14 protein-coding genes are annotated in these 13,674 nt (G+C 66.2%); 8 read left to right on the top strand and 6 right to left on the bottom strand.

The features are described from left to right. Positions 1 to 99: 99 nt before the first annotated feature. The 3 genes from ABZO33_RS16855 to ABZO33_RS16845 all read left to right on the top strand — a co-directional run bounded on the left by ABZO33_RS16855 (position 100) and on the right by ABZO33_RS16845 (position 3,929). Entirely contained in the window at positions 100 to 1,752 is a 1,653-nt protein-coding gene (locus ABZO33_RS16855) for an acyl-CoA dehydrogenase family protein (protein WP_414536961.1), read from the top strand. Between the two features lie 77 nt (positions 1,753 to 1,829). Next, a complete protein-coding gene (gene amn / locus ABZO33_RS16850) occupies positions 1,830 to 3,293 on the top strand; it encodes an AMP nucleosidase (RefSeq protein ID WP_203648145.1) in 1,464 nt (487 codons plus the stop codon). Positions 3,294 to 3,299: 6 nt separating this feature from the next. Beyond that, positions 3,300 to 3,929, top strand: coding sequence for a pseudouridine synthase (locus ABZO33_RS16845; RefSeq protein WP_414536960.1), 630 nt, complete (start codon positions 3,300 to 3,302; stop codon positions 3,927 to 3,929). Between the two features lie 21 nt (positions 3,930 to 3,950). Here the strand turns inward: ABZO33_RS16845 and ABZO33_RS16840 are convergent, their stop codons facing one another. Together ABZO33_RS16840 and ABZO33_RS16835 are read right to left on the bottom strand one after the other, a co-directional pair. Beyond that, positions 3,951 to 4,154, bottom strand: coding sequence for a DUF2788 domain-containing protein (locus tag ABZO33_RS16840; protein WP_166890032.1), 204 nt, complete (start codon positions 4,152 to 4,154; stop codon positions 3,951 to 3,953). A 53-nt stretch (positions 4,155 to 4,207) separates the two neighbouring features. After that, positions 4,208 to 4,684: an Lrp/AsnC family transcriptional regulator gene (locus ABZO33_RS16835; RefSeq protein ID WP_011535815.1), complete on the bottom strand. Its 477-nt coding sequence runs from the start codon at positions 4,682 to 4,684 to the stop codon at positions 4,208 to 4,210. A gap of 445 nt (positions 4,685 to 5,129) precedes the next feature. Between ABZO33_RS16835 and ABZO33_RS16830 the strand changes: the two genes are divergently transcribed. Beyond that, the gene (locus ABZO33_RS16830) at positions 5,130 to 5,954 is read left to right on the top strand and encodes a DUF6515 family protein (protein WP_414536959.1); all 825 of its coding nucleotides are present in this window, start codon (positions 5,130 to 5,132) and stop codon (positions 5,952 to 5,954) included. Between the two features lie 21 nt (positions 5,955 to 5,975). Here ABZO33_RS16830 and ABZO33_RS16825 read toward each other — a convergent pair whose 3' ends face one another. Both ABZO33_RS16825 and ABZO33_RS16820 read right to left on the bottom strand, forming a co-directional pair. Further along, complete coding sequence (locus ABZO33_RS16825) at positions 5,976 to 6,845, bottom strand: cation diffusion facilitator family transporter (RefSeq protein ID WP_414536958.1); 870 nt, start codon at positions 6,843 to 6,845, stop codon at positions 5,976 to 5,978. A gap of 25 nt (positions 6,846 to 6,870) precedes the next feature. Beyond that, positions 6,871 to 7,290, bottom strand: a complete 420-nt coding sequence (locus ABZO33_RS16820) for a hypothetical protein (RefSeq protein WP_050707034.1) — start codon at positions 7,288 to 7,290, stop codon at positions 6,871 to 6,873. A 119-nt stretch (positions 7,291 to 7,409) separates the two neighbouring features. On the opposite strand from ABZO33_RS16820, the gene hrpB reads away from it, so the two are divergent. Then, positions 7,410 to 9,938: an ATP-dependent helicase HrpB gene (gene hrpB / locus ABZO33_RS16815; RefSeq protein ID WP_414536957.1), complete on the top strand. Its 2,529-nt coding sequence runs from the start codon at positions 7,410 to 7,412 to the stop codon at positions 9,936 to 9,938. Between the two features lie 29 nt (positions 9,939 to 9,967). On the opposite strand, the gene ABZO33_RS16810 is transcribed toward hrpB, so the two are convergent. Beyond that, positions 9,968 to 10,624, bottom strand: coding sequence for a YciC family protein (locus ABZO33_RS16810; protein WP_414536956.1), 657 nt, complete (start codon positions 10,622 to 10,624; stop codon positions 9,968 to 9,970). 157 nt (positions 10,625 to 10,781) lie between these two features. Between ABZO33_RS16810 and ABZO33_RS16805 the strand changes: the two genes are divergently transcribed. Both ABZO33_RS16805 and ABZO33_RS16800 read left to right on the top strand, forming a co-directional pair. After that, on the top strand, positions 10,782 to 11,510 hold the full coding sequence (locus ABZO33_RS16805) for a DUF2076 domain-containing protein (RefSeq protein WP_414536955.1): 729 nt from the start codon (positions 10,782 to 10,784) through the stop codon (positions 11,508 to 11,510). A gap of 108 nt (positions 11,511 to 11,618) precedes the next feature. Continuing rightward, positions 11,619 to 12,098, top strand: a complete 480-nt coding sequence (locus ABZO33_RS16800; protein WP_023631362.1) for an NYN domain-containing protein — start codon at positions 11,619 to 11,621, stop codon at positions 12,096 to 12,098. 8 nt (positions 12,099 to 12,106) lie between these two features. On the opposite strand, the gene ABZO33_RS16795 is transcribed toward ABZO33_RS16800, so the two are convergent. Then, entirely contained in the window at positions 12,107 to 12,565 is a 459-nt protein-coding gene (locus tag ABZO33_RS16795) for an Lrp/AsnC family transcriptional regulator (protein WP_414536954.1), read from the bottom strand. 153 nt (positions 12,566 to 12,718) lie between these two features. Between ABZO33_RS16795 and yedA the strand changes: the two genes are divergently transcribed. Then, a complete protein-coding gene (gene yedA / locus ABZO33_RS16790) occupies positions 12,719 to 13,639 on the top strand; it encodes a drug/metabolite exporter YedA (protein ID WP_414536953.1) in 921 nt (306 codons plus the stop codon). The last annotated feature ends 35 nt before the right edge of the window (positions 13,640 to 13,674 follow it).

Here is a 13,674-nt window from a genome sequence, read left to right as displayed (position 1 = left end):
CAGAGGTGCCCCCGATGTAGTCCGTTTTGTCACTTTGACTGACCGGCCCGCGGTGTTTCACTGGGTTATCCAGGCATGAACGGATCCAGGAGGCCCACGATGAACCTGCACCAGTTCGCGGAAACCCACGAAGTCACCAACCAGCCGCCGTCCCTCGACGGTGCCAACCTCTACCGCCTCGACCAGCCCTTGCAGGAATGGTCGCGGCGCTTCGGTGCCGGCTGGGCCGAAGCGCGGATCGACGCCTACGGCGCACTGGCCGGTGGCCCGCTGATGGCGGCGGGTTTCCTTGCCAATGCCCACAAGCCCGAGTTCAGCAGCCATGACCGTTATGGCCACCGCATCGACCTGGTGGAATTCCATCCCGCGTATCACCAGTTGATGCGCACCGCGATCGAGCATGGCCTGCCCTCGTTGCCGTGGGCGGAGCCACGAGACGGTGCCCACGTGGCCCGGGCCGCAATGACCTACCTGCACAGCCAGGCCGAAGCCGGTACCGGCTGCCCGCTGACCATGACCTTCGCCGCCGTGCCGGCCTTGCGCCTGCAACCTGAGCTGGCCGGCTACTGGCTGCCCAAGGTCCATGCCCGCGAATACGACCCGCGCAATGTCGGCGACCGGCACAAGGCCGGCGTCACGATCGGCATGGCCATGACCGAGAAGCAGGGCGGTACCGACGTGCGCGCCAACACCACCCGCGCTTACCCAGTTGGCGCGCCCGGTCCAGGCCAGCCCTATGAACTGGTGGGGCACAAATGGTTCTGCTCCGCACCGATGTGTGATGCCTTCCTTACCCTGGCGCAGACCGACAAGGGCCTGAGCTGCTTCCTGTTGCCGCGCCACCGCCCTGACGACAATCGCAACCAGTTCTACATCCAGCGCCTGAAGAACAAGCTCGGCAACTGCTCCAACGCCTCCAGCGAAGTGGAGTTCCGTGGTGCCCTGGCCTGGATGGTGGGCGAGGAGGGGCGCGGCGTGCCGACCATCATCGAAATGGTGGCCATGACCCGCTTCGACTGCATGGTCGGCTCCAGCGCCTTGATGCGCCAGGCCCTGACCCAGGCCGCGCATCACTGCGCCCATCGCAAGGTCGGCGGGCGCGTGCTGGCCGAACAGCCCTTGATGCAGAACGTGCTCGCCGACCTTGCTCTGGAAAGCGAGGCCGCATTGGCCCTGAGCCTGCGCATGGGCCAGGCGCTTGATCGGCTCGATGACCCGCAGCAGGCGCACTTCGCCCGCCTGGTGACGGCCGTGGGCAAGTACTGGATCTGCAAGCGCGCCCCCGGGATGATCAACGAGGCCGCCGAGTGCCTGGGCGGCGCCGGCTACGTCGAGGACAGCATCCTCCCGCGGCTGTACCGCGAGGCGCCGGTCAACTCGACCTGGGAGGGCTCGGGCAATGTACAGTGCCTGGACGTGCTGCGCGCCTTGTCGAAGGAGCCGGGTGTGCTGGAGGCGCTGTTTACCGAGCTGGGGGACGGGCATGGCGACCCGCGTCTGGCGGCGTTCATCGGCAACCTCAAGGGCGCCTTCGCCGATACCGGCGATATTCAGTACCGCGCCCGGCAGCTGACCGAGGACATCGCCGTGGCGCTGCAGGCCAAGCTGTTGCTGGAGGCGGGCAACGCCACGGTGAGCGATGCGTTTATCGGCAGTCGGCTGGGCGTTGGCGGGCGGGTGTATGGTGCGTTGCCGCGCGGGGTGGATGCCGAGGCGCTGGTGGCCAGGGCCACGCCGGCGTGGGCTGGGTAACGCCATCGCGGGGGTGTTTTTACCCTGCAACGCAGGCAAGATGGTTGTCATGCATTCCATAAGACAGGAAGCCCTGCGTGAGCCAAGCGTTTGTAGTCGTTGATACCCCCGAACAGGCCGTCGACCGTCTGGCGGCCTTGCATGAACAGGCCACCGGTGCCCTGAGCCAGGCCCTCAAGCGCTACCTGAAAGACCGCACCGAGCCCGGTGACGAAGAACGCGCGCTGTTCCGCTACCCGGCCCTGCGCCTCATCTATTCCAGCCAGGGCGAAGTCGCCGCGACCACCCGCGCCTACGCCAAGGTCCAGGTGGATGGTACCTACAGCGTCACCGTCACCCAGCCCGCGGCGTTCCGTGGCTATCTGCTCGAACAGCTGCGCCCCTTGATGCACGACTACACCGTGACCGTGGAAGTCGGCGTCAGCGAACAGAACATCCCGTACCCCTACGTGGTCGACCAGGGCGACGAGCTGGCGGGCAGCGGCATCACCGCGGCCCAGCTGGCACGCGTATTCCCCAGCACCGACCTGTCGGCGGCCACCGACAACACCGCCGATGGCCTGTACGACTGGGAAAGCGCCGAGACCCTGCCGCTGGCGCTGTTCGACGCCGCCCGCGTGGACTTTTCCCTGCGCCGCCTGGTGCACTACACCGGCAGCGACTGGCGGCACATGCAGCCATGGATCCTGCTGACCAACTACCACCGCTATGTCGACCAGTTCATCGCCCATGGCCTTGAGCAACTGCGCGAGGATCCACGCTTCGTGCGCATGGTCCTGCCGGGCAACGTCATCATCGAGAAGGGCATGGACAACGGTGAGGCCCAGGCACTGGTTGCCAGTGTGGTCTGGCACCGCTACCAGATGCCGGCCTACCACCTGATTGCCGCCGACGGCGATGGCGTGACCCTGGTCAACATCGGCGTCGGCCCGTCCAACGCGAAGAACATCACCGACCACCTCGCGGTGCTGCGCCCGCATTGCTGGCTGATGATCGGCCACTGCGGCGGCCTGCGGCAGTCGCAGACCATCGGCGACTATGTGCTGGCCCACGCCTACATGCGCCGCGACGGCATCCTCGACCGGGTGGTGCCGCCGAACATCCCGATCCCGGCCCTGGCCGAGGTGCAGCTGGCGTTGCAGGAGGCGGCCGCGCAGGTCACCGGAGAACGTGGCGAGCAGCTCAAGAAGCGTCTGCGCACCGGCACCGTGCTCACCTACGACGACCGCAACTGGGAACTGCGTTGGGCACAGGAGCGCCCGCTGATCAACCTGTCCCGTGCCGTGGCAGTGGACATGGAAAGCGGCACCATCGCCGCCCAAGGCTACCGCCTGCGCGTCCCCTACGGCACCTTGCTGTGTGTCTCCGACAAGCCGCTGCACAGCGAGATCAAGCTGCCGGGGTCGGCCAACGCCTTCTACAACCGCGCGGTCAGCCAGCACCTGAAGATCGGCATTGCCGCCCTCGACCTGCTGCGCACCGAGCTCAACTCGCTGCACTCGCGTAAACTGCGCAGCTTCGATGAGCCGCCGTTCCGCTGAGGATCCATGCCCCTGCCACCCCGTAGCACCCCGCGCCGCCAGGCGGCGCGACCCACCGGCCCGCGTCGCCAGCCCAAGGCGCCGCCGGCCGAGCCGCGCCTGATCCTGTTCAACAAACCGTTCGATGTGCTCACCCAGTTCAGCGACGGCGAGGGGCGCGCCACGCTCAAGGATTTCATCGACATCCCCGGCATCTACCCGGCCGGGCGCCTGGACCGCGACAGCGAAGGCTTGCTGCTGCTGACCAACGACGGGCGCTTGCAGGCGCGCATCGCCGACCCCAAGCACAAACTGGCCAAGACCTATTGGGTGCAGGTGGAAGGCGAGCCGAGCGAGGAGCAGTTGCAGCGCCTGCGCGAGGGCGTCGAGCTCAACGACGGGCCCACGCTACCCGCGCAGGCACGCTTGCTCGAGGAGCCCGAGTTGTGGCCGCGCAATCCGCCGGTACGTTTTCGCAAGAGCGTGCCGACTGCCTGGCTGGAGCTGGTGATACGTGAAGGGCGCAACCGCCAGGTACGGCGGATGACGGCGGCGGTGGGGCTACCGACCTTGCGTCTGGTGCGGGTGCGTATCGGTGACTGGACGATCGAAGGGTTGCAGCAGGGATGTTGGCGGGAGGTGGCGGCGAAGCTGTAATCGCCGCCCCGGGTGGGGTGGTCAGACCCCTTCGATAAACCCCACCACCACGCTCTTGATGATGAACGCCAGCACGCCAAGGCCCAGCACGAAGAACAGGATCAGTGTGCCGAAGCGGCCGGCCTTGGACTTCTTCGCCAGGTCCCAGACGATGAAGCCCATGAAGGCGATCAGCACGGTGACGAGGATGATCATCATCCATTCTTCGAATACGGCGGGATCCATCAGTTTACTCCAGGCAAGCGCAAAGCCCGATCATACGCCGGGCGCGCAGGGATTCAACGCAGGTGGGTCAATGGCAGCTCGGTGCTGGCCAGTACCTGATTGAGCACGAAGCTGGAGCGCACACTGGTCACCCCTTCGATACGGGTCAGGCTGCCCAGCAGCAGTTTCTGGTAATGGTCCATGTCCGGCACTACCACCTTGAGCTGGTAGTCGGCGTCCATTCCGGTGACCAGGCTGCATTCGAGGACCTGGGGCAGGCTGCGGATCGCCGCCTCGAAGGTTTCGAAGCGTTCCGGGGTGTGCCGGTCCATGCCGATCAGCACATAGGCGGTAAGGCTCAGGCCGAGCTTCTTGCGATCCAACAGGGCCACCTGGCGCGAGATATAACCGTCGTCTTCGAGCTGCTTGACCCGACGTGAGCAGGGTGACGGCGACAAGCCGATGCGTTCGGCCAATTCCTGGTTGGAGATGCGCGCATCGCGCTGCAATTCGGCGAGGATGCTCAGGTCGTAGCGGTCGAGCTTGCTCATGGAAAAGGCCTTTTCTGTTCAGATTGCGGCGAATTATCGATCCTGAGTGAAAAATTGCGCAAGCGCTATTTATCAGAGCAATCTTCGCAATCCTCTGCCCCGGCGTCTGCCCTATCTTTATCAACAGAATCACTGCCCGGACATCAGTCCACGGCGACGCGCCCTAGGCGGGCGGTCGCGGCCAGCCATCCAACAGGATCCGCCAGGTCCCCGGGCTACGCACTGTCCAGAAGACGGCGCGAGGTGAGCCGGTGCCACAAGCGCCGAGCACGGACGACAATTCCCGAAGGGAGGCCGCAAGGCCTCCCTTTTTTATTGCGCCGCGAATCAGGGTCGTTATTTGTGAAACACCACACTAGGCTGTCGGCTATTTCATTTGTCGGTCGTGGTCTGCGCAGTAGACTGCGAACGGTAAATGGCGGGTGTTTTCATCGAGAGGAACAACATGAGTTCGCGCATCTGGCGGTTGGCAGGTGTTGGTTTGCTGGGCCTGGGCATCAGCCTGGGTGCCCTGGCCGAGGGGCCGGGGGACGGGCATGGCGGCCAGCAGGAGCAGGGCGGTGGTGAACGGCGCGGATCGCCGCTCAATTCACGTGACGAAGTGCGCCAGACGCAACCGCCGCGCCAGGGCTACTACCAGGACATTCCCCGGCGTTACGGTGACAACCGTCACTGGGAAGCGGGCGGCCCGGGTCAGCGCCCCGGTGGCGACTGGTCAGGCCGGCCCGATGGTCATGGCAATGGCTGGGGGCCAGGGCCGCAATATCACCCTGGGCACACCGTCGACCGCTTCCCGGATCGCTACTGGAAGGTGCCTTACCGTGGACAGGATTACTTCTACTCCGGCGGATACTGGTATCGACCCCATGGCGGCGGCTACGTTGTGGTCACGCCGCCTTACGGTGTACGGGTCGGCTATCTGCCGCCCTATGCCCGCGAGATGTGGTTGAGCGGTGCGTTGTTCTTCCTGGTGTCCGACACCTACTACCAGTACCTCGCCGACAGCCGCGAGTACGTGGTGGTCAACCCGCCCAGCGTCGCGCCCGCAGCGCAGCAGCAGGGCAGTGGCTATGATGTGATTGCCTACCCGATGTACGGCCAGGGACCGGAGCAGCAGGAGCAGGACCGCTACCAGTGCCACCGCTGGGCGGTAAGCCAGTCGGGGTTCGATCCGGCGACGGCGACCTATGCGCCGCCGGCCAATGTGGCGGACAACTATAGGCGGGCTTTGGGGGCGTGCCTGAGTGGGCGCGGCTACAGCGTCAATTGATGCGGCACTTGCGATAGCGGGCTACACCGGGTCGGCGTGAACCATCACATCGGCCCGCGGATAGCGCTGGCGAATGACCTGCGAAGCCTGCACGCACAATTCGTGGGCGGCGTGCAGCGGCATTTCGCCGGGTAACTCAAGATGCAGCTGCACGAACCACTGGCTGCCGGACACCCGCGTGCGCAGGTCATGCACGCCCTTCACCCCGGGAATCGCCAGCACCACTTCAAGCATGCGTTCGCCGACATCGGCAGGCAGTTCCTTGTCCATCAGGATCGCCGTGCTCTCGCGGGCGATCTGCAGCGCGCTCCACAGGATGTACAGGGCGATGCCGAGGCCGAACAGGGCATCGAGCTGTGGCCAGCCGAAGCGGGCCAGCAGCAGCGCCAGGAGGATACTGGCGTTGAGCAACAGGTCGGAGCGGTAGTGCAGCGAATCGGCGCGCACGGCCGTGGAGCCGGTCGCGCGGATGACTTTGCGCTGGAATGCCAGCAATGCGAAGGTCAGCACCAGCGACAGCAGCATCACCGCGATGCCGGCGGCGGTATCGCCCAAAGGCTCCGGCGACTTCAGCCGATCAACCGCCTGCACCCCGATCAGCACCGCACTGACCCCGATGAACAGCGCCTGGGCCATGCCGGCCAAGGCTTCGGCCTTGCCGTGGCCGAAGCGGTGGTCGTCATCGGCCGGGCGCAGGGCGTAATGCACGGCCAGCAGGTTGAGGAAGGAGGCGGCGGCATCCAGCGCCGAGTCGGTCAGCCCGGCCAGCAGGCTGACCGAGCCGCTCAGCCACCAGGCCACGGCCTTGCTCAGCACCAGGATGCAGGCGACGCTCAGCGAGGCGCGGGTGGCCAGGCGCAGCAGGCGTTGGTGTTCGGCAGTGACGGTCATGCGCAGAGGATCGTCCGTGTTCGGATCAGGCGGCGGGCACCAGGCCGTAGCTGGCCAGTTGTTCGACACTGCCACGGTGCTGGATCAGCCGTGGATCGTTCAGCGGCAGGCGCTGGCCCAGTTCGCTTTCCAGGATAGCCTGCAGCTTCGTCCTGTCGACCTGGCCGTCGGCATTGATCGCCGGCTTGAGCTTGGCCGGGTCGACATGGGCCGTGGTGCCCCCGGGGTAGTAGATGGCGCCGGTGGCGAAGTCGATGCCAAAGGCGATCAGGCCGGGAATGACATAGAACAGGATACCGATGGCATCCAGCGCCGCGACCACCGGATCGATCTTGCCTTCGATCTGGCCGCGACGGTCGGGGTAGAACAGGGTGCCGCAGGCCGTCAGCTGGGTCAGCAGGGTGGCGATTAGGGCGCCACCGATGACGCGGGAAGGGATGCGCATGTGAATCTCCGGAAGATAACGACAAACATGGGCGCGGCAATCGCCTGCGCCTGAGGTTAAGACCATGATAAGGCCGCCTCGGTTCGCCGTTATACTCGGACGATTGTTCGAGGACCACCATGATTTCATTACCGATCGATGCCGTACTGTCCGACCTGCGCCAGGCCCTGGCCGAATGTGACGAAGCGGTGCTCGAGGCACCTCCCGGCGCCGGCAAGACCACCCGCGTACCGCTGGCGCTGCTCGATGAGCCCTGGCTGGCCGGGCAGACCATCCTCATGCTCGAGCCCCGGCGCCTGGCCGCCCGCGCCGCCGCCGAACGCCTGGCCAGCGAGCTGGGCGAGAAGGTCGGCGAAACCGTGGGCTACCGCATCCGCCTCGACAGCAAGGTCGGCCCGAACACGCGCATCGAGGTGGTCACCGAAGGCATCCTCACCCGCCGCCTGCAAAGCGATCCTGCGCTTGAAGGCGTGGGCCTGGTGATCTTCGACGAGTTTCACGAGCGCAGCCTGGATGCCGACCTGGCCCTGGCCCTGAGCCTCAACGGCCGGGCGCTGTTGCGCGACGAGCCGCCGCTGAAGATTCTGCTCATGTCGGCTACCTTGGAGGGTGAGCGCCTGTCGCGCCTGCTCGACGACGCACCGATCATCAGCAGCCAGGGGCGCATGCACTCGGTGGATATCCGCTGGAGTCGGCCGTTCCAGCCTGGCGAGTTCGTCGAACCGCGGGTGGTCGACTGCGTGCTCCAGGCCCTGGCCGACGAATCCGGCAGCCTGTTGGTATTCCTCCCCGGGCAGGCCGAGATCCGCCGCGTGCACCAGGCTCTGCAGGAGGCCGTGGGCGAGCGCCCGGGCATCCTGCTCTGCCCGTTGCACGGCGAGCTTGAGCTGAGTGCCCAGCGCGCCGCCATTGAGCCTGCGCCCAAGGGCCAGCGCAAGGTGGTGCTGGCCACCAACATCGCCGAAACCAGCCTGACCATCGACGGTGTGCGCGTGGTGATCGACGCGGGTCTCGCGCGGGTGCCACGCTTCGACCCCGGCAGCGGCATGACCCGCCTGGACACCCAGCGCATCTCCCGGGCCAGCGCCACCCAGCGCGCCGGTCGTGCCGGGCGCCTCGAGCCTGGCGTGTGCTATCGGCTGTGGTCCGAGGCGCAGCATGACCAGTTGGCGGCCCACGGCAGTGCCGAGATCCTCCAGGCCGATCTGGCCGGACTGGCCCTGCAGCTGGCGCGCTGGGGAGTGCCGCCGGAGCAGCTCAGCTGGCTCGACCAGCCACCGACGGCCGCCTATGGCCAAGCCCAGGACCTGCTGACCCGGCTCGGCGCCTTCAAGCCAGGTTGCCGCGACAACCTGAGCGCCCATGGCCAGGCCATGGCCGAGTTGCCTGCGCATCCACGCATCGCCCATTTGCTGCTGCGCGGTCAGGATCTCGGGTTGGCCGACCTGGCGTGCGATGTCGCAGCGTTGCTGGGCGAGCGCGACATCCTGCGTGGCGGTGGTGCCGACCTGCACAGCCGGCTGGTGTTGCTCAGCGGTGAAAGCCGGGCCGCGCGAGGTGGGCAGGGCGGGGTGCAGCGTGCCCGGCAACTGGCCCGGCAGTACCGCGGCCAGTTGCGTGGCAAACCGCGCAGTCCGGTGGCCGATCCCGACCATTCTCGCTGGCTGGGCGCGGTGCTGGCGCTGGCCTATCCCGATCGGGTGGCGCAGCAACGTCGCCAAGGTGGCGCCGAGTACCGCCTGGCCAATGGCCGGGCGGCGCTGTTCGCCGAAGCCGATGTGCTGATGAAAAGCCCGTGGCTGGTTATTGCCGACCTGGGTAGCCGGCAGGGGCAGCGCGAGGAACGCATCTACCTGGCTGCAGAGTTTGACCCGGCATTGTTCGACGGAGTGCTGGCCGAGCAAGTCGAGCAACTCGACCTGCTCGACTGGGACGAACGTGAGCAGGTGCTGCGCGCCGAGCGCCAGCGCAAGGTCGGCGAGCTGGTGCTCTGCCGTGAACCGTTGCCTGGGCTGGACGACGAGGCGCGGGCCAAGGCATTGCTCGGCCTGGTTCGGCGCAAAGGCCTGAACCTGCTGACCTGGACCCCGGAACTGCGCCAGTGGCAGGCCCGCGTCGCGCTGCTGCGTCAGCTCGATCTGGACAAGGACGGCCGGAGCGAATGGCCTGATCTGGGCGACGACGCCTTGCTGGCGAGCCTGGAAGACTGGCTGCAACCCTACCTGGGCAAGGTGTCGCGGCTGAGCCATTTCGCCAACCTGGACCTGGCCTCGATCCTGCGCAACCTGCTGCCCTGGCCGCTGCCCCAGCGCCTGGACGAGCTCGCACCATCGCACCTGGCGGTGCCTTCGGGCTCAAGCATCCGCCTTGACTACAGCGAGCATCCACCGATCCTGGCCGTGCGCCTGCAGGAGCTGTTCGGCCTGGCCGACACCCCGCAAATCGCCAATGGGCGGCAGCAGGTCAAGCTGCACCTGCTGTCGCCAGCACGTCGGCCGGTGCAAGTGACCCAGGACCTGGCCAACTTCTGGCGCACCACCTACGCCGAGGTGAAGAAGGACTTGAAAGGGCGGTATCCCAAGCACTACTGGCCGGACGATCCGCTGGTGGCCGAAGCGACGGCCAGGGCCAAGCCAAGGAAGGTCTGAAGTCTGCGTTCGCTCGGGGAATGCCGGTCTCAGGCGCCGGCTTCACCCTCGAGCAGCATGAACAGGCGGTACAGCACCACGGTGCTGAACAGCTGCAGGAAGCCGCTGAGGCTGTCCAGCGCCAGTTGCACACCGGCCTGTGGCTCGGGGAACAGCTGCAGCAGCAGGCCGTCGATCAGCCACAGCGGCGCCAGCACCGAGAGCATGCACACCATGATGCGCAGGAAGTGCCCGGTGGTCATGCGCGCGCTGGTGCGCATCGCCTCGATCACCGGCAGGCCGCGCAGCACCAGCAGGTACTCGGCGAACACCAGGTTCACCATGATCCAAACGCCGGGGAAGATCAGCAGCGCCAGGCCCGCCATGATCAGCAACGAGCTGATCACGATCAGCAGGGCCAGCATCGGCCATAGGTGCAGGGCGCGGGCGAACAGGGCGCGCTTGGCGATGTCCTGGCCATTGCTGCGGGTGTCGAGGTAGAGGATCAGCGCGGCGCTGTACAGCGGATAGAACAGCAGGCTGACCAGCATGCCGTAGGCCGGCGAGGCCTGTTCGCCCAGCTGGTTGTAGAGCAGCTGGGTGCCGAGGGCCTCGAGTACCACCAACGGCAGGCACAGCTGGAGGATGCTCGTCAGGTGACGGCGGAAGAAGTACAGGGAGTCGCGCAGAACGCTCAACGGATTCATCGGTCAACATCGCATGGCGGAAAAAGCAGGGCGTAACTTTAGCCCAGACCGCCCGCTTGCTGAAAAAAGTTTCATGGCCGGGGCAATTGAATCGCCGCGCCCGGCCCCCCATCTTTGACGCTGTCCGATGCCCTGTTCAGCGCACGAGGTTGCCCCGATGAACACTGAAGAACAAACCCTGATCGATGGCCTGTTCGGCCGTCTCAAGCAAGCCGAGGACCCGGCCCAGCCGCGCGATGCCCAGGCCCAGGCGCGGATCGAGGAGCACCTGCGCCAGCAGCCGGCGGCGCCCTACTATATGGCCCAGGCGATCCTGGTGCAGGAAGCGGCGATCAAGCGCCTGGACGAGCAGAACAAGCAGCTCGAGGCCGAGCTCAAGCAAGCGCGGGCGCAACTGGAGGCAAGCCGACCCAGTGGCAACGGCGGCGGTTTTCTTTCCAGCATCTTCGGCGCGGGAGCGCGCAGCCCGGAGCCGCAGCGGCCGGCTGCACCGGCTTCGACTTCCACAGGAGGTTGGCGTGAGCCGGCGCCGCAGGCTTATACCCCGCCGCCACCGCAACAGGGTTTCGCTGCGGCGCCTGCTCCGGCGCGCAGCGGTGCCAGCAGCTTCCTCGGCGGGGCAATGCAGACTGCTGCGGGGGTGGCTGGTGGCGTGCTGCTGGCTCAAGGTATCAGCAGCCTGTTCAACCACAACTCGCAGCCTGAAGAAATCGTCGAGGTGATCAAGGAAGAGCCGGCCAGCGACGCTGGCGGCTGGAACGATCAGGACAGTCAGCGCCAGGTGGCCGACAACGGTGGCTGGGGCAATGACCAGGGCGGGTTCGCCGATACCGACTACAGCGGCGGCGATGATGGCGGCTTCTTCTCGGACGACGACTACGTCTGAGGGCTCTGGCATACTGCAGCGTCTGATCGCGGGGCAAGCCCGCTCCTATCGAAGCGTGGGAGCGGGCTTGCCCCGCGATTGTCTGCCACTGCCAGAGAGAGGCTCCCGGTGAAGAAAATCGCGCTGTTCGCCGATGTACAGAACCTCTACTACACGGTTCGCCAAGGCCATGGCTGCCATTTCAACTACGCCGCGCTGTGGGCCGACGTCAGCCGCGAGGGCCAGATCGTCGAAGCGGTGGCCTATGCCATCGACCGCGGCGACAGCAAGCAGCAGCAGTTCCAGCAGATCCTGCGCAACCTCGGTTTCGAGGTACGCCTCAAACCGTTCATCCAACGTGCCGACGGGTCGGCCAAGGGTGACTGGGACGTGGGCATCACCCTCGATGTGATCGAGGCAGCAGCACGGGTCGACCAGGTAGTGCTGGCCTCCGGCGACGGTGATTTCGACCTGCTGCTGGAGCGGGCGATGCAACGCCATGGCGTGGAAACCGTCGTGTACGGCGTGCCGGGGTTGACGGCGTTGTCGGTGATCCGCGCCGCAAGCCGCTACGTGCCGATCGAGGGCAGGCTGCTGCTGCGTCACTGAATCCAGGTTCAGGCTTTTTTGCCGTTGCCCGCCAGATGCCCCAGCGGCACCCTTCGCGCCACCGCGCTGGACAGGATGATCGACGTCTTGGTGAAGCCCAGCTGCGACACGCGGTTGATCAGCGCCTCCAGCTCGCCCATCGAGGTGACGGCCGCCTGCATGATCACGCACGGGTCGCCAGTTACCCGATGGCATTCGGTGAGTTCGGGGATTTTCTCCAGGGCCTCATAGGCCTGCTGGTTGCCATGGCTGGCCAGGCGCAGTTCCATCACGCACTGGATCGGCAGGCCGATCTTCTCCAGGTCGACCTTGGCCGTGTAGCCGCTGATCACGCCACTGGCCTCCAGCTTGGCCACCCGTTCGGCCACCGCCGGTGCCGAGAGATTGACCTGGCGCGCCAGCTGCGCGTAGGTGGCCCGGCCATTTTCCAGCAGGGCGGCGAGGAGCATGCGGTCGTACTTGTCCATGGTGATTCCTGGTGACTTTGCAATCGATGGGAAAGGCGCTGCATAACCATGCATTGCAAAGTGTTTCGGTGTTTTAAACGTGTTTTGTAACTTAAGTTTGCGCCAGGGCCTTTCTAAACTAATCCACCCGTAAACGGATTTCGAGCCCTAGCCATGTCCACTGCCCGTCGCTTCCCGTTAATGCTTGTCGGCGCCTTTCTCGCCCTGTACCTGGTCTGGGGCTCGACCTACCTGTTCATCCGCATTGGCGTGGAGTCCTGGCCGCCGATGCTGATGGCCGGGGTGCGTTTCGTGATTGCCGGCAGCCTGCTGTATGGCTTCCTGCGCTGGCGCGGCGTGCCGGCGCCGACCTGGCCTCAGTGGCGCGCGGCCGGGGCGATCGGTTTCCTGCTGCTCAGTTGTGGCAACGGTGGCGTGACCCTGGCCGAACATGCTGGGGTCGCCTCGGGCGTGGCGGCGCTGGCGGTGGCCACGGTGCCGCTGTTCACCCTGGTGTTCGGCCTGTTCTTCGGCCATCGCAATTCGCGCCTCGAGTGGGCGGGGATCGCCCTTGGGCTGGTCGGCATCGGCATGCTCAACCTGGGTTCGAACCTGCAGGCCAGCCCCATGGGCGCGGCACTGATCCTGTTCGCCGCGGCCGCCTGGGCCTTCGGCTCGGTGTGGAGCAAGAGCCTGCCGCTGCCCCAGGGGGCAATGGCCAGCGCGGCGGAAATGCTGGTGGGCGGCGCCGCGCTGCTGATCGGCAGCGCCGTCAGCGGCGAGCGCCTGACCCAGATGCCCACCGCTGCCGGTTGGGGCGCGCTGGCCTACCTGGTGTTCTTCGGTTCTATCCTGGCGTTCAGTTCCTACATGTATCTGCTCAAGCACGTGCGCCCGGCAGCGGCCACCAGCTATGCCTACGTCAATCCGGCGGTGGCGGTGCTGCTGGGGATCGTCTTCGCCGGCGAACAGATCGGCGCCGAGGAGTGCGTGGCCATGGCGGTGATCATCGGCGCGGTGGTGCTGATCGGCCTGCCGCAGTGGCGCAAGGCGCCGCAGCAACCTGTGCCGCTCAAAGGCGAAATGTGCAAGTAGGGCAGGGCGTTGCGGTAAACTTGCCGCCTTCGCTG

This window comes from Pseudomonas sp. CAM1A, from assembly GCF_047501685.1.
Lineage (GTDB): Bacteria > Pseudomonadota > Gammaproteobacteria > Pseudomonadales > Pseudomonadaceae > Aquipseudomonas.
The sequence above is the reverse complement of the archived record's forward strand: the minus strand, read 5'-3'. Positions and strand labels throughout refer to the sequence as shown.

Excerpts from the sequence above, each read along its gene's own strand:
- ABZO33_RS16835 (WP_011535815.1), bottom strand. The coding sequence starts at position 4,684 with ATGAGCAAGCTCGACCGCTACGACCTGAGCATCCTCGCCGAATTGCAG.
- ABZO33_RS16795 (WP_414536954.1), bottom strand. The coding sequence starts at position 12,565 with ATGGACAAGTACGACCGCATGCTCCTCGCCGCCCTGCTGGAAAATGGC.
- ABZO33_RS16820 (WP_050707034.1), bottom strand. The coding sequence starts at position 7,290 with ATGCGCATCCCTTCCCGCGTCATCGGTGGCGCCCTAATCGCCACCCTG.
- ABZO33_RS16805 (WP_414536955.1), top strand. The coding sequence starts at position 10,782 with ATGAACACTGAAGAACAAACCCTGATCGATGGCCTGTTCGGCCGTCTC.
- ABZO33_RS16825 (WP_414536958.1), bottom strand. The coding sequence starts at position 6,845 with ATGACCGTCACTGCCGAACACCAACGCCTGCTGCGCCTGGCCACCCGC.
- ABZO33_RS16845 (WP_414536960.1), top strand. The coding sequence starts at position 3,300 with ATGCCCCTGCCACCCCGTAGCACCCCGCGCCGCCAGGCGGCGCGACCC.
- ABZO33_RS16810 (WP_414536956.1), bottom strand. The coding sequence starts at position 10,624 with ATGAATCCGTTGAGCGTTCTGCGCGACTCCCTGTACTTCTTCCGCCGT.
- ABZO33_RS16830 (WP_414536959.1), top strand. The coding sequence starts at position 5,130 with ATGAGTTCGCGCATCTGGCGGTTGGCAGGTGTTGGTTTGCTGGGCCTG.
- ABZO33_RS16840 (WP_166890032.1), bottom strand. The coding sequence starts at position 4,154 with ATGGATCCCGCCGTATTCGAAGAATGGATGATGATCATCCTCGTCACC.
- hrpB (WP_414536957.1), top strand. The coding sequence starts at position 7,410 with ATGATTTCATTACCGATCGATGCCGTACTGTCCGACCTGCGCCAGGCC.
- yedA (WP_414536953.1), top strand. The coding sequence starts at position 12,719 with ATGTCCACTGCCCGTCGCTTCCCGTTAATGCTTGTCGGCGCCTTTCTC.
- ABZO33_RS16855 (WP_414536961.1), top strand. The coding sequence starts at position 100 with ATGAACCTGCACCAGTTCGCGGAAACCCACGAAGTCACCAACCAGCCG.